The organism is Acinetobacter sp. BEC1-S18-ESBL-01 (assembly GCF_014169935.1).
In the GTDB taxonomy this organism is placed as follows: domain Bacteria; phylum Pseudomonadota; class Gammaproteobacteria; order Pseudomonadales; family Moraxellaceae; genus Acinetobacter; species Acinetobacter pittii.
On record NZ_AP022302.1, the window covers coordinates 114,596 to 135,070 of the forward strand.

The 20,475-nt window shown below is 39.4% G+C and carries 20 protein-coding genes; 10 read left to right on the forward strand and 10 right to left on the reverse strand.

Translation table 11 applies throughout. The features are described 5' to 3' along the window. Positions 1-120: 120 nt before the first annotated feature. On the forward strand, positions 121-600 hold the full coding sequence (locus H7R46_RS00540; RefSeq protein ID WP_002119134.1) for a hypothetical protein: 480 nt from the start codon (positions 121-123) through the stop codon (positions 598-600). 44 nt (positions 601-644) lie between these two features. On the opposite strand, the gene dtd is transcribed toward H7R46_RS00540, so the two are convergent. Continuing rightward, positions 645-1,088 carry a D-aminoacyl-tRNA deacylase gene (gene dtd / locus H7R46_RS00545; protein ID WP_002119296.1) on the reverse strand — a complete coding sequence of 148 codons (444 nt, stop codon included), beginning with the start codon at positions 1,086-1,088 and terminating at the stop codon, positions 645-647. 168 nt (positions 1,089-1,256) lie between these two features. Here dtd and pncB point away from each other — a divergent pair, with 168 nt between their 5' ends. The 5 genes from pncB to H7R46_RS00570 all read left to right on the forward strand — a co-directional run bounded on the left by pncB (position 1,257) and on the right by H7R46_RS00570 (position 6,512). Next, positions 1,257-2,471 carry a nicotinate phosphoribosyltransferase gene (gene pncB, locus H7R46_RS00550; protein ID WP_005066697.1) on the forward strand — a complete coding sequence of 405 codons (1,215 nt, stop codon included), beginning with the start codon at positions 1,257-1,259 and terminating at the stop codon, positions 2,469-2,471. A gap of 147 nt (positions 2,472-2,618) precedes the next feature. Beyond that, positions 2,619-3,467, forward strand: coding sequence for a sulfurtransferase (locus H7R46_RS00555; protein WP_025469770.1), 849 nt, complete (start codon positions 2,619-2,621; stop codon positions 3,465-3,467). Next, complete coding sequence (gene asd / locus H7R46_RS00560) at positions 3,464-4,315, forward strand: archaetidylserine decarboxylase (protein ID WP_005066701.1); 852 nt, start codon at positions 3,464-3,466, stop codon at positions 4,313-4,315. Before H7R46_RS00555 ends, asd begins: the two co-directional genes overlap by 4 nt. Before the next feature lie 426 nt (positions 4,316-4,741). Further along, positions 4,742-5,962 carry an acetamidase/formamidase family protein gene (locus tag H7R46_RS00565; protein ID WP_005066703.1) on the forward strand — a complete coding sequence of 407 codons (1,221 nt, stop codon included), beginning with the start codon at positions 4,742-4,744 and terminating at the stop codon, positions 5,960-5,962. A 130-nt stretch (positions 5,963-6,092) separates the two neighbouring features. Next, positions 6,093-6,512: a hypothetical protein gene (locus H7R46_RS00570; protein WP_005066705.1), complete on the forward strand. Its 420-nt coding sequence runs from the start codon at positions 6,093-6,095 to the stop codon at positions 6,510-6,512. A 72-nt stretch (positions 6,513-6,584) separates the two neighbouring features. Here the strand turns inward: H7R46_RS00570 and H7R46_RS00575 are convergent, their stop codons facing one another. Next, on the reverse strand, positions 6,585-7,343 hold the full coding sequence (locus H7R46_RS00575; RefSeq protein ID WP_064784741.1) for an AcfC family putative adhesin: 759 nt from the start codon (positions 7,341-7,343) through the stop codon (positions 6,585-6,587). A 241-nt stretch (positions 7,344-7,584) separates the two neighbouring features. Here H7R46_RS00575 and H7R46_RS00580 point away from each other — a divergent pair, with 241 nt between their 5' ends. Then, the gene (locus tag H7R46_RS00580) at positions 7,585-8,781 is read left to right on the forward strand and encodes an alpha/beta fold hydrolase (protein WP_198768975.1); all 1,197 of its coding nucleotides are present in this window, start codon (positions 7,585-7,587) and stop codon (positions 8,779-8,781) included. A gap of 68 nt (positions 8,782-8,849) precedes the next feature. Here H7R46_RS00580 and phoR read toward each other — a convergent pair whose 3' ends face one another. The 3 genes from phoR to H7R46_RS00595 form a co-directional block, all read right to left on the reverse strand. Next, a complete protein-coding gene (phoR, locus tag H7R46_RS00585) occupies positions 8,850-10,208 on the reverse strand; it encodes a phosphate regulon sensor histidine kinase PhoR (protein WP_002121907.1) in 1,359 nt (452 codons plus the stop codon). Positions 10,209-10,217: 9 nt separating this feature from the next. Beyond that, complete coding sequence (gene phoB, locus H7R46_RS00590; protein WP_000650776.1) at positions 10,218-10,928, reverse strand: phosphate regulon transcriptional regulator PhoB; 711 nt, start codon at positions 10,926-10,928, stop codon at positions 10,218-10,220. Positions 10,929-11,182: 254 nt separating this feature from the next. Next, on the reverse strand, positions 11,183-11,854 hold the full coding sequence (locus H7R46_RS00595; protein WP_005066712.1) for a TetR/AcrR family transcriptional regulator: 672 nt from the start codon (positions 11,852-11,854) through the stop codon (positions 11,183-11,185). A 210-nt stretch (positions 11,855-12,064) separates the two neighbouring features. Between H7R46_RS00595 and H7R46_RS00600 the strand changes: the two genes are divergently transcribed. Next, positions 12,065-12,898, forward strand: coding sequence for an SDR family NAD(P)-dependent oxidoreductase (locus H7R46_RS00600; RefSeq protein ID WP_002121857.1), 834 nt, complete (start codon positions 12,065-12,067; stop codon positions 12,896-12,898). 57 nt (positions 12,899-12,955) lie between these two features. Here the strand turns inward: H7R46_RS00600 and H7R46_RS00605 are convergent, their stop codons facing one another. From H7R46_RS00605 to H7R46_RS00625, 5 genes are all read right to left on the reverse strand, one after another. Beyond that, complete coding sequence (locus H7R46_RS00605; protein ID WP_197976151.1) at positions 12,956-14,323, reverse strand: MATE family efflux transporter; 1,368 nt, start codon at positions 14,321-14,323, stop codon at positions 12,956-12,958. 106 nt (positions 14,324-14,429) lie between these two features. After that, positions 14,430-15,584 carry a pyridoxal phosphate-dependent aminotransferase gene (locus H7R46_RS00610; protein ID WP_005066718.1) on the reverse strand — a complete coding sequence of 385 codons (1,155 nt, stop codon included), beginning with the start codon at positions 15,582-15,584 and terminating at the stop codon, positions 14,430-14,432. Between the two features lie 28 nt (positions 15,585-15,612). Beyond that, positions 15,613-16,923, reverse strand: a complete 1,311-nt coding sequence (locus H7R46_RS00615; protein WP_005066720.1) for a DUF445 domain-containing protein — start codon at positions 16,921-16,923, stop codon at positions 15,613-15,615. A 13-nt stretch (positions 16,924-16,936) separates the two neighbouring features. Next, positions 16,937-17,500: a CC0125/CC1285 family lipoprotein gene (locus H7R46_RS00620; RefSeq protein WP_005066722.1), complete on the reverse strand. Its 564-nt coding sequence runs from the start codon at positions 17,498-17,500 to the stop codon at positions 16,937-16,939. A 59-nt stretch (positions 17,501-17,559) separates the two neighbouring features. Then, entirely contained in the window at positions 17,560-18,099 is a 540-nt protein-coding gene (locus tag H7R46_RS00625) for a DUF924 family protein (protein ID WP_002121850.1), read from the reverse strand. Between the two features lie 168 nt (positions 18,100-18,267). On the opposite strand from H7R46_RS00625, the gene gshA reads away from it, so the two are divergent. Further along, positions 18,268-19,845 carry a glutamate--cysteine ligase gene (gene gshA, locus H7R46_RS00630; RefSeq protein WP_005066727.1) on the forward strand — a complete coding sequence of 526 codons (1,578 nt, stop codon included), beginning with the start codon at positions 18,268-18,270 and terminating at the stop codon, positions 19,843-19,845. Between the two features lie 16 nt (positions 19,846-19,861). Next, positions 19,862-20,383 carry a disulfide bond formation protein B gene (locus H7R46_RS00635; protein WP_005066730.1) on the forward strand — a complete coding sequence of 174 codons (522 nt, stop codon included), beginning with the start codon at positions 19,862-19,864 and terminating at the stop codon, positions 20,381-20,383. The last annotated feature ends 92 nt before the right edge of the window (positions 20,384-20,475 follow it).

Below are 20,475 nucleotides of genomic sequence, written 5' to 3' on the forward strand. Positions count from 1 at the left end.
TCATCTAGATTGCGTTGCCAGCTAAAAAATATCAATTGATGCATAAAACATAGGCAATGGTATGACCTTGCTAAGTTTTGCTCTAAAGTTTTCATAAAAATACAATAGGCGTGAATGTTCATGAAACTTTCTTCCATACCTGTAGTCAAGTTACCTCTTGTTGATGTCAGTACAGACCCATTAGATTTGTTGGTAGCAGGTTTAGTGCTGCGTATGAAGCAGTTGGCGCGTACTAGCCCTAAGTTTATTGAACTGATTCATGACCGCGCATTCCGTATTCAGATCGGTACAGATTTAGGTGTTGCACGTCAGATCATTATTAATAATGGTCAGATTGATACCGTTGCAGGCGCACCTGAAAAGGCTGATTTTATTTTGCAATTTGCAGACAGTGAGCAAGGTGTAAAAACTTTGATCAAAGGTGACCCAACAGCATTTATGACGGGTATGCAAGACGGCAGCATTAAAATGGAAGGTGACTTTAGCCTGTTGGTATGGTTCAACCAAGTTGCTAAGCTCATTCCACCTAAGTTACCAAAACCAGTAAAAGATAAAGTACGTCAGGCACGTGCTTTTATTAAAGAGAAAACTGGACGTTAATATCCAGACATAAAAAAACTCCCATTTTGGGAGTTTTTTTATGTCTATGCTTCGACTTCTAGATTGAATGTCACCGGACCATCATTAATCAAATGAACTTTCATGTCAGCAGCAAATATTCCAGTTTGAACGTTTTCAAATTGAGAATGTGCATATTCAACCAATTGTTCGTATAACGCTTTTGCGTCGCTAGGTGGCATTGCTGGGCCAAAGTCTGGACGCAGACCTTTTTGTGTTTGTGCCATCAAGGTAAATTGTGACACAAGCAAGATTCCACCATTTGCTTGAGACACGTTCCAGCCCATTTTGCCTTGTTCATCATCAAAAATTCGATATTTCAAAATCTTATCAATAAGCTTTTGACCAATAGCCAAAGTATCATCTCGGCCAATGCCTAAAAAAACCAGTAGGCCGTGTTGGATTTCGCCTGTAGTTTCACCGTCTACAACCACTTTGGCTTCAAGAACTCGTTGTATTAAAGCGCGCATAGTTAAAGCAAATTTCTATAATTAATTGAATTAACGTAGTTTAGCAGAATTTAAATTAAATGATTTTTAAAAGGAAATTTCATGGAACTGCAACAATGGTATAAAACCTCGTAATTCATCCATAAAAGTATGCTTTAATGCTGAGAAGCAAGCGAATAATCATTGACTATGTCTCCAATTATCCATTCTTTACTAGATACAGACTTGTACAAATTTACGATGCTACAAGTGGTTCTGCATAAATTCCCGCAAACACATAGTGTCTATCATTTTCGTTGCAGAAACTTAGAAGATACACTCTACCCATTAGTGGATATTTTGGATGACTTAAACGAGCAACTCGACCATTTATGTAATCTCAAATATAAAGAAGACGAGCTACAATATTTAAGAAAATTACGCTTTATTAAAAGCGACTTTGTCGATTACTTAGAATTATTCCAACTCAAACGTCGTTTTATTCAGGCTAGTATTGATGCAGAAGGCCGTTTAGATATTCATATTGAAGGACCGATGGTTCAGGCGATGATGTTCGAGATTTTTGTCCTAGCCATTGTAAACGAGTTGTATTTTAGCCGTATCAAAACAGATCAAGTTTGGGCCGAAGGCGAACGCCGTTTACAAGCCAAACTCGATTTGATTCAGCAATATGAAAAATCTCAACAACCAAATGATCCACCGTTTTTAGTTTCTGATTTTGGTACACGTCGTCGTTATAGTTTTGATTGGCAAAAACATGTAGTAGCAGCATTTCATAAAACTGTGCCAAATGTGTTCCGTGGTACAAGTAATGTATTACTGGCTAAAGAGCTTAACATTACACCGATCGGAACCATGGCACATGAATTCCTACAAGCGTTTCAGGCACTTGATGTACGTTTGCGTGATTTCCAAAAAGCTGCTTTAGAAACGTGGGTACAAGAGTACCGTGGAGATTTAGGAATTGCCCTAACCGATGTGGTAGGGATGGATGCTTTCTTACGCGACTTTGACCTGTATTTTGCCAAACTATTTGATGGTTTACGTCATGACAGTGGCGACCCGTATGAATGGGGTGATAAGGCGTATGCACATTACCGTAAATTAAAAATTGATACCAAAACCAAAATGCTGACCTTTAGCGATGGCCTTAATTTGCCAAAGGCATGGGAATTACATCAATACTTTAAAGATCGTTTTCAGGTGAGTTTCGGTATTGGAACTAATTTGACTAACGATATGGGGCAAAAGCCACTGAATATTGTGTTGAAACTGGTTGAATGTAATGGTCAGTCAGTTGCGAAGATCTCTGATAGTCCGGGTAAAACCATGACTGACAACGATACTTTCTTGGCCTATTTACGTCAGGTTTTTGAAATCGAAGAACTTGGAGAAGTGGTTTAAGTAAAAAGTAGTCTCGCTATTTTTATTTTTAAAAGTGAGAATGCTGATATCTGATTTTCTGCTAAAGCGTAGCAGAAAATCAGAGTTTGTTAGATATATGCTTATGCTAAGATTGAAAATAAGCTGGTATAAAAAGAAACCATGACGATGACACTCCTTGATTTTAAACTCGATTTATTAATAGAAGCAGAAGAATTAGTGCCTTATTTAGGCAATGAATATATTCGCATTATAGATTTGAGCCGTGCATCGGTTTATGAACAACTCCATATTCCACATGCCATTCATTTACAGCCTAAATGGTTAGTGGCTCAACAAGAAGAAGCCACTGGTGTTTTGCCAGATGAAGCGGGTTTGCAAGCACTGATTGAAAAATTGAATATTTCACCTAATCATCATGTTGTGGTCTATGACGACGAAGGTGGGGCATGGGCTGGGCGTTTAATCTGGAATTTGCATTGCCTAGGATTTACCCGTACCAGTTTAATTAACGGGGGTATCCATGCATGGTTAGGTGCAGGCTTACCAACCACAGCAGAAGTTGAAAAAATTTCTCCTGTTACGGACTTAATTCAAATTGATTTATCACATGCCGCTCAGTTCCGTGTGAACTATGAAGAGCTACGCAAACAAGTTGAGCAAGAAAGTGTGCAACTGTGGGATTGCCGGACGAGTGATGAATATAGTGGTGTCCGTTTAGCAGCGCGACGCGGTGGTCACATTCCAAATGCCCTCCATTTTGAATGGAGTACTGCACTTAATCGTCAAAATCATCTAAAATTGCATCCGCTTGAACGCACGCGGCAGCGCCTTGAACAACTTGGGTTCGATTTACAACAACCTGTAGTTGTGTACTGCCAGTCACATCACCGTTCCGGTTTGGCCTATATTCTGGCTAGACTCTTGGGCTGGGAAGCAAAAGCCTATGATGGTGCGTGGAGTGAATGGGGCAATCGCCTCGATAGTCCTATTATTACTGGAGAATCACCGTCGTGAGTTTCACATCTCGATTAAAAAAAGAATTATTTATTAAGGCACAAAACCTTGTACCACAGCATCAATTGAGCCGTGTGGTAGGTAAAGTTGCTGCGAGTGAAAATCCAGTTGTGAAAAACGCTGTTATTCATGCGTTTAAAGCTAAATATGGGATTGATTTATCGATTGCTGAACAAGGCAATGCACTGAAATATAAATCTTTTAATGACTTTTTTACCCGTGCATTAAAAGAAGGTGTACGTCTCGTTGACGAAAATGCAGATAGCATTGTGTCACCAGCGGACGGCGCAATTTCTCAAATTGGTAAGATTACTGCAGGTGAAGTCTTTCAAGCAAAAGGTCAAAGTTTCTCTGTAGAGAAACTCATTGGCGATCCACAACTTGCTCAGCCATTCCAAGACGGTGAGTTCGCGACAGTTTATTTATCACCGCGTGATTACCACCGTGTTCATATGCCGTTTGCAGGGACATTAACAGAAACGTTATATGTGCCAGGCGAGCTATTTTCAGTAAATCAGGTCACTGCTGAAAATGTACCTGGATTATTTGCTCGTAATGAACGTATGGTGTGTTTGTTCGATACTGAACTTGGCCGTATGGCTGTTGTTCTAGTGGGTGCGATGATTGTTGCTGGTATTGAAACTGTGGCAACAGGCAAGGTAAAACCTTCAGGCCGTATTGAATTGCAACATCATCAGTTAAAGCTAGAGAAAGGTGCTGAGCTTGGACGTTTTTATTTAGGTTCTACAGCCGTTATTTTATTTGAAAAAGATAAGATCGAATGGGAACAACGTTTTAAAGCTGAGTCTGTAGTTGTAATGGGCGAGCGCATGGGACATACCATTTAGTCCGTTATATTGCTTCCTAAAAACAAGTAAACCCTGACTTTAATTATTCAGGGTTTTTTTGATTTAAATTATATAAAAGTAAAATATATAATTATGTTTGGATTTATATTATATAGAAATATAATTATTATTAAGTGATCTAAATGAGTACGTTTATAAGCTAGTCTATAAATATGTATCTGAAAAGAGCAAAAATATTAATATGATTGAAAATTAATAAATAAAAATAGAATGAAATATTTAAGTTAGACTTAAGTCGAGGTTTTAATTTTATTTGAAGATAAGTTATTAAATCTAAAAAATTTATTTAGTTTTTTTATAAGCATGAAGCGCTTTTTAGATATTACACAACTTTAGCCTTGGCACAATGCTTGCTACTTGTTCAGGACTTTACTGTAACTTTCATATTTTTTAGGTTCTGAAATCATGTTAAAAGTTAAACGCCTGACAGCTTCGGTTTTATCTGTACTTTGTATTTCACTCACCCATGCAGATGATTTTAAAGTTTTAAATCAAATTTCAAAACAGCCTACTCAACTTCAAAGTGGCGAATATAAAGGTAATTATTATGTTCCCTCTACTTTAAATACCATTACATGGGGCTATTTACCAAATCGAGATGCTAAACCCGTGCTTACTGTTCCGTCGGGTAGTGTCGTAACATTTGATACGGTTTCTCATGAAGGTTTGCTTGAAGACCAAGGGCGTAATGCTGAAAAGTTCTTTAAATCGAAGGGTGTAAATTCTAATCAAATATTGGAAGATGCAAAAACAATTACGCAGTCAAATTTAAAGCATGATTTTCATAAAGATGGGCCGCATATTGTGACAGGCCCTGTTGCAATTGAAGGCGCACAGCCCGGTGATATTCTAAAAGTTGAAGTACTTAAAGTTGAGCCACGTGTTCCTTATGGTGTGATTTCAAATCGACATGGTAAAGGTGCTTTAGTAGGAGAGTTTCCTAAAAAAGCAAAGCAAGAAAATGCATCGGCTGAGCATCCTGAACGTTATGGAAATGTATCGATTTTCACCCCAATCGAAAAAAATGCTAAAGGTGAATACGAAGGTGTATTAAAAACAGAATCTGGTAAATCAATACGTTTTCCGCTCTATCCTTTTATGGGAATTATGGGGGTAGCAGCCAATACGTCTGAGCCTGTTCACTCCGTACCCCCTGCAATGTATGGCGGAAATATTGATATTAATGAACTAGGTGCAGGTTCAACTGCGTATTATCCTGTTCAGGTTAAAGGTGCATTATTCTATACGGGTGATAGTCATTTCGCGCAAGGCGATGGGGAAGTGGCATTAACGGCACTAGAAGCTTCAGCCCGCGCCACACTGAAATTTACCTTACTCAAAGCAGGTAAGGACAAAATACCGGGCAAAGAGCTAAAACAACCTTTAGCTGAAAATGCTGAGTTTTGGATTACACCGGGACTTGATGAAGATCTTGATGAAGCGATGAAAAAGTCTACACGTGAAGCCATTCGTTTCTTAAACCAAGAATACGGTATTGATGAAGCGACAGCGTATGCCTATTTAAGTGCCGCGACTGATTTTGAAGTTTCACAAGTAGTAGATAAAACCAAAGGGATCCATGCAAAAATCAGAAAAGCTGATTTTAAAGAGTTTGAGAGTAAATAATTGAGATGACCTAAGCTTGGTGTTTAAAATATTAAATACCAAGTTAATCTTATTTTAACTATTTATAAGTTTTATATATTTTATAATTAAGTATAATAAATCTCACATATATTGATTAGTATAAAATCTAATGCAATCACTTCCTAACGTTCTACTATATTTGGCTGCACTATTAACATTCTGTGCCGCATTACTTCATTTTTTTTGTGTGTTCTGGGGAGCAAATGGTTTTCGGTTTTTAGGAGCTGGTAAAAGTATTGTCCAGATGGTCGAAAGAGGGCACTGGTATCCTAATTTTACAGCTATAACTGTGGGCTTAATTCTAACTATATGTTCTATGTATGCCTTCTTTGCAGCAAAGGGAATACAGATATTACCTTTTACCAAAATTATTTTGTCGCTTGTTGCAGCGGTTTTTCTTATGCGTGGTCTGGCTTTTCCATGGTTAAAGTCAAAATTTGTAGGAAATAGTGATTTATTTTGGTATATCAGTTCAGCCTTTTGTTTAGTACTAGGCACTTTATATGCCGTAGGCGTATATTTAATTTGAAACGAATATATTCTAGGTGAACTAGAGTGAATAATTTTAAAACTAAAAGGGAGCTGCGCTCCCTTTTTTTACTTATTTAGTCCAACCATATTTTTTGAAAATAGTATTACCTTGCTGTGAAGATAGAAACTCTACAAAACGTTTAGCTTCAGTGTCTTTTAAACTATGTTTAGTTAAGGCTACACCTGTGTCGCGATAGACAACTAGCTCCGGTTCGATAGGGATAATTTGTCCAACATCAGGGTTACTAATTCCCCAAATATTAAAAACTAACCAAGCATCATAGCTAGTATTTTCTTCCCAATTTTTCTTGGCAATACCTGTGTTGGCTGCATAGGTGACAATATTCTTTCGAAAAGCTTTTGTTAATTGAATATTTCCAGTTCTACCAGCAATATCTTCCCACATACCGACTTGACCTGCACCATGTGTAACTAAAACCTTAACACCAGATTTAGCGAGGTCTTTAAATCCTTTAATATTTTTAGGATTTCCTTTACGTACTAAAATCGCTGCGGGACGTAAATATAAAGGTTCCACCGAGTCTTTTATAATTTGCTCAGAAAAAGCATTTTCAAAATCAGACATCATGGCTTCGGAACCACTATAGATAACATCTGCATCTAGTTTCGCTTTTTCAGACCATTGAGCAGTAGGTCCAGAAGTCACATGAACTGCTATTCCTGTCTTATTGGTGAATTGTTTGGCGGCTTCTTTCATGGCGGGTGCTGGGCCACCCGGACCATATACTTGTACGTCTGCAAAGCTATGGATGGGTAGAGAACCGAGAATAAGAAAAATCAGGTAGGGTATAAATTTTTGTTTTGACATTTTAATCGCTATCGTAATTAAGAAAATATCAGCATATATTTTTTATTATTGAAATTGGATTAATTTTTGAAACGATATTTATAATACATTTCTTTAAAATATATTTTAATGAGATTTTAAGAGACTATATAAATGTAAATTATTTTGAGTTGAATATAAATATAGAAGATTCTGTGGTAATTTATATTTTATAAATTAATTATTTAAATAGATGTAATGTAAATAATAGAGGAGTAATCCCTTGATTAGAAAAAGTAATTCTTTTTTAAAAATTTTATTCAGCAGTATTTGTTTGGCATCTGGTTCTGCTATGGCTGCTCCAATTGCAGATTTGGGTAAGCAAATTGTGAGCGAAAAACCGGGTTCAATATTGTCGCTAGAACAGCAAGATGTGACGGATTTATTTCCTCATGCCGATCAGCGTTTGTTGGTCAATTATCGTAGTCGAGGTATTCAGGGCGAACCTATTGTTGCATCGGCTTTTATTTTATTACCAAAAGGAACGCCACCAAAAAATGGCTGGCCGATACTGGCTTGGGCACATGGTACGACAGGAGTTGCTGATACTTGTGCACCTTCGGGCGACTATGTGGGTGGGCCAGTTCATTCATATCAAGAAGTTGCTTCAAAAGCGTTAGATGGTTGGCTTGCACGAGGCTATGCAGTAGTAGCACCTGATTATCAAGGTCTGGGTACTTTAGGCGCACATCCCTATATGAATGCAAAGAGCCAGCTGCATACGGTGGTCGATGCAGTGCGGGCATTACATATGCTTAAGCCTAAGAATTTTAATAAACAGTGGTTGGTGATGGGGCATAGTCAAGGCGGGGCTGCGGCAATTGCAGTGTCTGCCTATGGTCAAAAAGATGCTCCCGAATTAGATTTAAAAGGGGCAATCGCTCTTGCGCCAGGCGGCTATCAATATGAAGGCATCGCAGAATATGTGCAGAGTAATCCAAACCCAGAACCAAGTGTGGCAGCTTTCTTCCCGATTGTATTATTGGGTGCGCAAGCAGCAGATCCAAGCATCATTCCTGAAAAGCTGGTAAGTCCAGAAATGAATGCGGTGCTAACTCAAGCACGTAGCCGTTGTTTATCTGAACTTCAATCTGATTTGAAAAAATCGCCTTCGAGCATATTTCGTTCTAATGCTGACTTAAAACCTCTTTTGACTTATCTAAAACAGCAATCTATTGAAAATATGGTGCCGACCGTGCCATTAATGATTGTTCAAGGCTCTAAAGATCATTTAGTCGACCCTAGAGGGACATCTGCTTATTATCAGCAACTATGTAAATTAAAAAAACCAACTATTTATCAAACGATTAATGGTGGAGATCACCGTGATGCACTGCGTCAAAGTAATACTTTTGCCACTAGTTTTTTAAATGTCATCGAGAAAAATCAGACAAAATCGTATTGCTCGAATTCTAAGTAAATTGGTTTAAATAATACAAAAAAGCCGACTTTTCATGAGTCGGCTTTTTAAATGTGAGAGGGGCAAATTTAGGTCATGTTATATAGTCTTTCTTTTGGAAAAACTGCGGTAAATGTTGATCCCTCGTTTTCTTTGGACTGAACATCTAAATAAGCGCCGTGTTGCATAAGCACGTGTTTTACAATTGCTAAGCCTAAACCTGTACCACCTGTTTGACGACTACGATCGCTGTCCACACGATAGAAGCGTTCGGTCAGTCGTGGCAAATGTTTAGGGTTAATTCCGATGCCTGTGTCTTGCACACTAAAGTAAGCATGTTCGCCATCATCATGCCAGCCAATGGTAATGGTTCCACCTTTTGGTGTGTACTTGATGGCATTGGTAATTAAATTACTAAATGCGCTGGCAATTTCCATGTCAGAACCAATCAGGTCACAGTGGCTATCAATGTGTAAATTGAGCGTGTGTCCATAATCGGCATTGTAGGCCTGAGCATCATCAAACAATTGATTCATTAAACTCGGCATTTCAATAATCTGGTTTTTTGCGATTTTCTTATTATTTTCTAAATTTGATAACAACAGTAAATCATTGACCAAAGCATTCATACGCTTGGTTTGTGATTGCATCTGATCAAATGCACGTTTCCAGCGTGGGCTAATATCTTCCTGATCGGTAAATGTCTCGATATAACCACTGAGCACCGTTAATGGCGTACGAAGCTCATGCGAAATATTATCGACAAAGTCTTTACGCATTTGTTCAAGGTTATGCATACGAGTCACGTCGTAAGCTACTAATAAACGACTTTCTCCACCAAAGCGAGTGAGCTTAACCTGTACATAACGGTCATCATCAAAATTTGAGTGAAGCTTAATCCCGTCGGGTGCCTGATCAATATTGTTAAAATATTCAATAAAGGTTGGCTGACGTAAAATCGTTAATAAGTTACGACCACGATCAAGAGGACTGATTCCTAACAAACGTTCCGCAGCAGGGTTCCACCACTCGATTTGATGTTGGTCATCAATGAGTACAACCGCTTCAGCAAGAGCAACTAATGAAGACTGAGCTCGGTCAATTAAACCGACCATTTCGGCCTGAACAATTCGTTCCTGACGCTGAGCACGGTAAACATTAAATAATAATGCCCCCCAAATCCCGTTAAGGTTTGGAGGAACGTCATAAGGTTTATTCGCAATCCAGTCATTGACCAGATATAAAGAACGCAACTGGAGTGTAAAAAACACCACGAAGGCGATAAAAATACAGCTCCAGAAATACCCAATACCGAAACCGACTAAACCGGCAATAATTAGAAAAAATAATAAAAGCCGTAAATCTTGTTTGGCAAACGTCCATAAACTACTGTAGCGAGAAAGCTTTTGTTCACGTACCTGTTCAGGGACGGGGTAGGGTTCATACATAAATCTTGGTTAACCTGCGGCTAAATCTGCACGTGTTGAGAAACGGTAGCCAGTTCCACGTACAGTCTGAACAAATCGGTCAACACCAAAAGGTTCTAACACTTTACGTAAACGACGGATATGCACATCGATAGTGCGGTCTTCAATATATACATTACCGCCCCATACCTGATCGAGCAACTGGGCACGCGTATATGCACGTTCTGGATGGGTCATAAAAAACGCAAGTAAGCGATATTCAGTTGGGCCCATATCTAAAATGCTGTTGCCAAAGCTAACACGTTGGCTTACAGGATCAAGAATTAAACCATTGGCATCAATTGTTTTTTCGCCACTTAATGCATTAGCACGACGCAGAACTGCCTTAATACGTGAAACCAGTTCACGTGTAGAGAAAGGCTTAGTCATGTAGTCATCTGCACCTGCGTCAAGACCTTGTACTTTGTGGTCTTCTTCTCCGCGAGCGGTCAGCATAATCACTGGAATTTCTGCTAGGTTCTCATCGCGTTTTAAGCGGCGACATAAATCGACACCACTTACTCCTCCAGGTAACATCCAATCAAGCAAGATAAGCGCCGGACGTTGGTCGACGATAATTTGATGAGCCTGTTTGGCATCTTCTGCCTGTAAACACTGAAAGCCTGCCATGTCCAAAGAAGTATGGATCATTTCACGAATAGGAAGCTCATCATCGACAATTAAAATATAGTCATCTTTCACAACGCAATATCCTATAGATTTAACGGTGAACCGTTTTGTAGTTATGACAGGCTTATTACAAAGATTAATTATGACAATTTCATTGCAGAAAAGTCTATAAAAATGAATTTAGCAATAATTTGTGACAAAACTAAGGCAAAGGTATGACCAAATTATGACATCTCAGCCTCAAACTTTCTAAAATCATTCAATAGGTTATCACCTTAATTGCTTAGCTATTTTTTCACATTTTTAGCTGTCAAAAAACTTTAATATTATTTTGAAACTTGAGCTAATAAAGATAAGAAAACGATACGGCATGCAGTTAAAACCTGCTCAAGCGACTGCTCAAACCCTCCCATCACCCAACGAATTGCAATTTGAGTGACATATCCATTCAAACCAGTTGCGATTAAAGAGAGTTCATTTTCATGGTGCTGAATTTGCGGCATGGTCAGCATAACAAAGGCTTGAATCATGCGATCAAATTGCGCAAGTGTTTCTTGAATGGTGGCCTGATTATGTAATTCTTGTACCAAGACTGCGTCGACATAGACAATACGAGCTAATCTCGGGTCATCTTTTAATGTCGTCAGCAGTGCTTTTAAACCTGCATCAACCATTTTTTCTGGATCGGGGGCAGCTTTAATCACGGCTTGCATCAGATTTTGCTGTAATTCTTCAATCATTTTTAAAAAGATGGTTTGAAATAAATCTTCACTCTTTTTAAATGATTCATAAAAATAACGTTCGGTGAGTTTTGCCTCTTGGCAGACATCTTTTACCGTCACTGAAAAAAAACCAAGGGTTCCGTAGGTTGCAATACCCGCTTCAATCAGCTTTTCACGGCGTGCCTCTTTACGTTCAGATAGAGATAACCCTTTGAACTGACGTTCTTTACTCACACTTTTTGTTTTCTTTTTACTGGTTGAGTCGTTAGTCGCCATAAATAAATTGTTTCCTGAAGAATGGTTTCCTAATTTATAGGTTTTAGCCAAATATGCTCACTATGATAAAGCCCTCAGCAGAATTGTGCCATTCTATCTGAAATTACAGTGTACTATATTGACAATGTGTATTGTCAAAATTATATTGAAGGTGTCTAAAGTGCACATGCAATGAACCGATTGTGCAAATCGAAAAACAAAGGATGGACAATGAAAAATTTTAAAAACAAAGTCGCTGCAATTACGGGCGCGGGTTCTGGCATTGGGCAACAGTTAGCAATTCTTTTGGCAAAACAGGGCTGCCATCTTTCGTTGAGTGATATTAATGAAAAAGGATTACAACAAACTGTCGAGCTTTTAAAGCCGTACAGCAATATTACTGTTACTACCAAAAAGCTTGATGTGTCTGACCGTGAAGCGGTAAAGCAGTGGGCGCAAGAAACAGTACAAGATCACGGCTCTGTTAACCTGATTTTTAACAATGCTGGTGTTGCGTTAGGTTCGACTGTCGAAGGCGCGACCTACGAAGATTTAGAGTGGATTGTTGGGATTAACTTCTGGGGTGTCGTATACGGGACTAAAGAATTTTTACCGTTCATTAAGCAAACTCAAGATGGGCACATTATTAACATCTCGAGCTTATTTGGTCTGACTGCTCAACCGACTCAATCTGGTTATAACGCAACTAAATTTGCTGTACGTGGCTTTACCGAATCGTTACGCCAAGAGTTGGATATTGAAAAAAGTGGCGTGAGTTCTTTGTGCGTACATCCGGGGGGAATTCGCACCAATATTGCTAAAGCTGCAAAAATGAGTGATAGCTTGAGTACTTTAGGTATGGACCCAGCTAAATCGATTCAAAACTTTGATAAGTTCTTACGTACCCCACCAGAAGAAGCGGCTCGTCAAATTTTGGATGCCGTTTTGAAAAATAAACGCCGTTTATTGATTGGTAGTGATGCAAAATTTCTTGATGCATTGCAGCGTTTGTTCCCAACAGGATATCAACGCGCTTCAACCGTTGTGACCAAATGGATGAAATAAGATTTAGATTAAAAAAAGCCATCAAATGATGGCTTTTTTTATGTGGCTTGGATGGTTCTAAATAAGAACTTTGATCGTCTTTTTCTTCCAGATAAATTGATAATACAAGCCTTGAATAATACATAAACTCACAAATGCCAAGGCATAGGCAACCCAAATGCCTTTAAGGCCCCACATTGAGCTAAACCAGTAAGCACATGGAATTTCAATAAATAAAATGGCAGAGATGTTAATCAGCATTGGAACAGTCACGGTGCCGCTCGCACGCATGATAGATGCAAAAATGGCACCTGCACCAAAGAATAAAATTGCCCAAAGTACAATAAACAAAAGCTGTTGACCTAATACCACCACAGTTGGGTCAGTAATAAACAAAGCCATTAAATATTTTGAAAATAGATAACCAAGTGCAATTAAGGCACCTGTAAATAAAAAGTTCATTCCCAGAGCCGTGCGGGTTACTCGCGCTAATAGATCTGATTTACCCGCACCAATCGCTTGCGCTGCAAAAATTGAGGCTGCGATGGAGATCGAAATCGATGGAAACTGAATATAGTTGAGTACCTGATTCACTGCACCATACGCTGCTGTAGCATGTGAACCATAATGGTTAACCAACCCAACAATAACTAAACCCGCCATTGAGGTCGTAATCATTTGAATACCCGTTGGGACGCCTAAGCGTAAAATGATTTTGCTCAGTTCTGGATTATGACGGATATGTTGCAGAAGCTGACGATTCGGCCGAAGCGAATGATTTTTCTTGTTAAGATAAATCGCGAGAAAAATTAATATTGCGATATAACTAATAATTGATGCTATAGCAGGAGCAATAATCCCTAGGGCAGGAAAGCCAAAATAACCTTTGAGAAGAATTGGTGTAATAATTACACCGATGACACTGGTTAAAGCGAGGGCCAGTAAAGGGGTCGTACTGTCTCCCACTCCACGTAAAATTGAGGTATAGATAATATAAACGAACAGAAGAGGGCTACCCGCCAACATCCATTGTACATAAGGCAAAGCAAGATGCATGACCTTTGGATCTGTACCTAAAAGCTCCAAAATATCATGGGCGAAAAACACACCAAGAATCGCGGTAATAATTCCACCAATGATGGTCATAAACAGGGTAGAACCGACCACACTTTGGACTTTCTCTATATTTTGCGCACCCCATGCTTGCCCTACTAAAACAGTAGTACCCGTTGAAATCCCGATAATAAAAGCGAGTAGCAAAAATAAGATAGGGAAATATACAGAAACTGCCGCAATTGCATCTACTCCCATCATTTGACCAACAAAGATGGTGTTAATAGTTCCCGACAAGTTCTGCAAAATATTGGTTGCAATCAAGGGTAGCAAGAAAACAAAAAATGTTTTCCATAGATTTTGCTGTTGAATTAAGGACTGTCTTGGTGGCATGTATTCTCCATCGCCCATCTCTTTGTTGAGCTGGGCGGATATTCAACTTAGCATATTTGGAGTGAATGACTTGTAGTATTTTTACAGTGCTAAGTGGCTAAATTTATTAACATTGATTCAGAATTTCTCCTGCTTTTTGCAGAGTCTCATCATTTTTAGCAAAGCAGAATCGAATCAAGCGTAAAGACTCAGGCGCTTGCTGGTAGAAAACCGAAACTGGAATAGCCACAATCTTGTGTTGCTCGGCAAGAAACTGGCACATTTCTACATCGTTTAAGTCAGGTCTAATTTGACTGTAATCAAGGTTTTGGAAATAAGTACCTTGAGAAGGTTTTAGTAAAAAACGACTATTGTGAATTGCCTGATTAAATCGATCTCTTTTCGTTTGGTAAAACTGAGAAAGCTCTTGAATATGTTCTGGATGTTGCTCCATATATTGCGCTAGCGCAATCTGACAAGGAGTCGTGCCACAGAAATTCGCATATTGATAAATCTGGCGGAATAAACGCATTAGCTCAGGTGAAGCGACGCAGTAACCCGTTTTCCATCCCGTCACATGAAAGGTTTTTCCAAAAGACCCAATCACAAAACTACGCTCTCTGAGCTCTGGAAAGTGCAATGCACTAAAGTGTTGTTGACCATCAAAAACTAAGTGTTCGTAGACTTCATCGGATAAAACCAAAATATTTTTATCTTGAATCAGTTCAATGAGTTTTAACCAGTCTTGTTTTGCCCAAATCGTACCGGTTGGATTATGGGGCGTATTCACCACAATCATACGGGTTTTGTCATTAATCAAATCTTTAACTTGTTGCCAGTTCACCTTAAAGTTAGGTGCTTGCAACGCAATATGAACAGCTTTACCGCCTGCTAACTCGACAGAAGGGCCATAGCTATCATAACTTGGGTCAAAAATAATGACTTCATCACCTGCATTGATGCACGCTTGTATGGCACAAAAAATTGCAATGGTTGCGCCGGGGGTAATGGTGATTTGAGTAACAGGATCAAGTTGAAGTTGATCACGCTGCTGAAATTGTAAAGTGAGTTGTTCCCGTAAACCGAGAATACCATCGCCAGGCGGGTACTGATTATGTCCAGCTAAAGTCGCTTGAGATAAGGCTTCAAGTAAGGCTTGTGGCGCTGGAAAATCTGGAAAGCCTTGTGACAGGTTGAGTGCGCCTAGACGATGTGCCAGTGCCGTCATGGTACTAAAAATAGTCACGCCTTGAGTAGCCAATTTTGACTGTAGCTGAAGCATATTGTTCTCTTATTAAAAATATTTAAAGTTATAAAATTGACTCAAACACTGCCCGAATTACACCGAGTGTCAAACCAATAAATGCACCCACTACCACACCATTTACTCGGATCATGTGCAAGTCGCCACCGACTTCATTTTCAATTTTCCCGATCATTTCACGTGAATCCCATTCATGAATGCGTTCACTCACATAGCGTATGATTTTATGGCTATATTGATCCGTAAAGTTCATGGCAAGTCCTGTCATTTCTTTGTTGAGAACTTCACGTACTTTTACATTTTGAACGAGATTTTCACCCAACTGCTGAATCGCAGCTCGCAGGTTCATTGCAATGCCAGAGTCTTCTTTCATTAAATCTTCTTTAATGGCATCACACAAAATGGTGACAGCACCACTAATAAAATTTAGAACTTGAGGACTATCAAGGAGCGCATCTTTACCGCTGTTAAGGCGTTGACTGGCAACACTATCGGGTTTCGCTAGCTCTAGCATGAGTGTATGTGCAATCGTTTCAATTTCTTGTCGCCATGGGTGTTCATGGTCGGCCAGCATCGATTCTACTTTTTCAACCAATGAGTCGATGGTACGTTGTTGAACATCAATACCAATCCAGCTTGCGCCTCTTGCAAGTGACCAGACGCCCAGTGCTTTAAACATTTTTCGGGTTAATTCACGGGTTTTATCTGGGTTTTGTACCACCCACTCATGGGCAATATCGAGACCACGTTGTAAAACATCTTGGTGGAAATCATTTTCCAATACCGCACGTAGCATTTCACTGGCGAGTTTGTTGACTTGGGTATTGCGTACCCATTGCACACTGTTGTTTTGCACGAAATTAGCAATTTGCTCTTGGCTCACAAATTCAAAAATTTTCGGTACAGTTTGCTGAATGAGCTGCACCACTTGCGTATTGTTTTGCGGACTTGCCAACCATTGACCAATTGCGAGGCTTAAGTCTGTTTTTTCTAAGCTTTTTTCGACCACTTGAGGTGAAAGAAAATTTTCCTGTACAAAACGGCCCATCGACTCTGCAATCCGTGCCTTGTTACGCGGAATAATCTCGGTATGGTCACGTAAAAACTTAGGAATTGGTAACTTACCAAAAGGGTTCCGAAACAGAACTGTAATCGCGTACCAATCGGCTAGACCACCAACTACGCCTGCTTCGGCCCCTAGCATCAAAATATGAATAAAACCTGTGTACTCTGGCAGAAAACGGTCGGCTACCATCAGTGCAATCCACAGCACAACGACGATGATCAGCGCTAGGGTAGCAAAATATTTACTACGTTTAAGACTGGGCACGTGGTGAACTTCTTCTGCCATGCTCATAAATTTATCCTATTCATTTTTGTTTTACTGGAGGCTCGGGCGGTGGCAACAGCGCTCCTGTCGGACTCAATCCATATTTTTGTCCGATTGATTTCAAGATCAAGGTTGCATCAAAAGCGTCTTGAGGAGCCTGCTTTTGATCCCGATAACATTCAATAGTATACGACACTTGAACAGGGTCGATATTGACCACTTGTGGGAAATCATAGAACGGATCATGCCAGAAACCCGGATAGCGACGACCATAGCCATAAGGATAAAAGCTTGGAGCAGATGGATAAACCACAGCCTGACGTGGTGGTTTCTGACTTTGGTTACTTGGATCATTCAGTACTTTAAAAAAGCGGAAACCTTTTTGTACGGTCGTTTGCGCTGATTTTACCAAAGTGATTTCTTCAGCTGCACCGTAACTCATATTCGGATCGGCTTGAAAACTAATACGAAACGTTTGCGCATTTAAAGGGTATGCGGAAAACTGGCCAAGTTGATCAAAGGTTTTTGGTTTACTTGGAGTCGTTGCACAAGCAGTTAAGGTTAAGGCAGCGCCTAAGGCTAAACAAAGAGAGAGATATTTCATGGTGAACTCCCAGCTGAGCATTAAAACAAAGATGACTCAGCATTAAAAATTAAGAAGCTTTAAAAACTACTGTTCGGTTCTAATAAAAATTCGGTTTCCTCTGGAGTAGAAACACGTCCGAGAATGGTATTGCGATGAGGATAGCGTCCAAAGCGATCAATAATGACTTTATGCTTTTTCTCAAAGCTTAAGTTAATTTCATTGCCAAGACGTTGAAATAATTTTAAGGCAAATTCATGGATCAATTTTGATTCACTATGCATAAACGGCATATATAAAAAAGAGCGTTGCTCTGGATTAAGCTGTGCATCGAGTTGCAAACTAATTGCTTCTTGTGCCAAAGCTAATGCCAAGCTGTCATAGGCAAAAGATTGGGGCTGATCACGATAGATGTTGCGAGAAAACTGGTCTAGTACAATAATCTCTGCCAAACGACCTTCTGCTGTTTTTCGCCAAGACCAGAGTTCTGCTTGAGTTGCCTGTCGATGAACATCAGAAAAATTTTCACGGATTTTTTTGTCAAAATCATCACTTTTTGCAAACCAAAGTGAACGGTGTTCAGGAGAAAACCAGAAGTTTAAAATGTCTTGTTCGTTCATGATATTGACAACTCTTTAGCAATTATTCTTCAATAAAATCACAATTCTTTCGTGTCTTAAATAACAAGATTGTGATAAAAATTGCCAAACTGGAATGATGTGATTATATAAGTAACCGTATCATCTCACGATTTTGTATATAGTGATCTTTAATAAGCGAGCAAATGCATGAGTCAACCCACTACACCATCTCAATCAGTTATTCCTGCTTGGGTGGATTCGTCGCTACTACAAGGCATGTTACGTGGAATAGAGCGTGAAAGCCTACGTATGCAAAGTAATGGGTTCTTATCACAAGAGTTACATCCGAAGGCACTAGGTTCGGCGTTAACACATCCAAAAATTACGACTGATTATTCAGAAGCGTTGATGGAGTTTATTACCTCACCTAAGCCAACGATTGAAGAAGCTCTGCATGAGCTCACCGATATTCATGCGGTTGTACATCGTCATTTAGAAAATGGTGAAAAACTCTGGCCGCTGTCTATGCCATGTATGTTAGACGACAATGAAGAACGGATTCGTCTAGCGCAATATGGCACTTCTAATATTGGCCGTTTTAAAACACTATATCGCCGTGGGTTAGGAATTCGATATGGTCGTCGTATGCAGACCATTTCAGGAGTGCATTACAACTTATCTTTCCCAGATACACTTTTTGCTGAGCTACAAGCTCATGAAACTGACGAACAATTAAAATCATTAAGTTTGCAGGATTACCGTAGCCATCGTTATTTTGGCCTTATTCGTAATTTTATTCGTTTAACACCATTGGTCATGTTCTTGGTGGGCGCGAGTCCAACAGTATGTCGTTGTTTCTTGACTGGACACAAACATCATCTGTTGCCTTTAATCAAAGGTTCATACTATTTACCATATGCTACAGCTTTGCGTATGGGACGATTAGGCTATCAAAACTCAGCACAAAAAAGCTTAGGTATTCATTACAACAATTTGTCTGGCTATCTGGATGGTTTACAAAAAGCCGTTCATTCTCCTTACCCACCATTTAGCCGTTTAGGGTTAAATGATGCATCTGGTGAGCCGTTGCAAATTAATGATCATGTTTTGCAGATTGAGAATGAATATTACAGTCTAGTACGTCCAAAACAGGTGCCTCAAGCAGGTGAAACACCGTCTCAAGCTTTAAAAAATCGAGGCGTCGGTTATGTTGAGTTACGTGCAGTAGATGTAAATCCATACTCGGCAATTGGTGTTGATGAAACGACAGCAGGCTTTCTTGAAGTGTTAGCACTTTATTGTCTGTTAAGTGATAGCCCAGACTTGTTATGTCCTGAGCAAGACTTGGTTGAGAAAAATCAGACAGAGGTGGTCAACCGAGGTCGAGCGCCAAACGCAACCATTACAGATTTAACTGGGTCGTATCACATCGAAGATTGGGCACGTTTATATATTGCAAAAATGCAAGATTGTGCACAGCTACTCGATCAGACCTATGCAACGGACTTGTATGGTTCAGCTTTGGCGGTTATGCAAGCACGAATTGATGAAGTTGATGAAACTTTATCTGCCCATGTCATTGACGATACGTTAAAGCATGGTGGAACTTGGAGTTTTGGTAGCCACATGGCTCAGTTACATGCTGAAAGTTATGAACAGCATGAGCTTAGTGTGGAAACTTTGAAACATTTTGAACAGTTGGCTGCGCAATCTTTACAGCAGCAAGAAAAACTTGAGCAAGATACCAAGATCAGTTTTGATCAATATCTTGAACAATATCGATAATAAAACGAGGTTTTACATGCGATTAAGTTACCGTTTGGTGAGTGGACTACTTGTTTTAGCAAGTATAGTCGGCATGTCTTTTGCGTTGTATCTGGAACATGTAAAAGGTTTAGAGCCATGTCCGCTCTGTATTTTTCAACGTGTTGGCTTAATGGCAATGGGCCTTGTAGCACTCATAGCCTTTTTGCATAACCCAGTTTCCAATGCGGTTAAACGTTTTTATGCATTTTTAGCAGGCATTGCAATTTTATGGTCAGTGGGTGTAGCAGGACGTCATGTCTGGTTGCAACATTTACCACCAGATCAAGTACCAAGCTGTGGTCCGGGTTTAAACTATTTAATTGATGCCTTACCAATGAAAACGGTTTTACAAGAAGTATTGTCGGGTTCAGGTGAATGTGCAGCAATTGATTGGACCTTTTTAGGTCAATCTTTACCAGTTTGGTCATTGGTCTATTTCCTCTTACTATTACTGGTCTGTTTATGGCAGTTGTTCCGTTTTTATCCAGTATTTAAGACAACCAAAAAAAGAGTTTAAAGCTCTTTAAAAAAGCCCAACACTATGTTGGGCTTTTTATTGCTTAGGAATAGGTCAAAATATAAGAAAACAAATTAAAAAAAAGAATAATG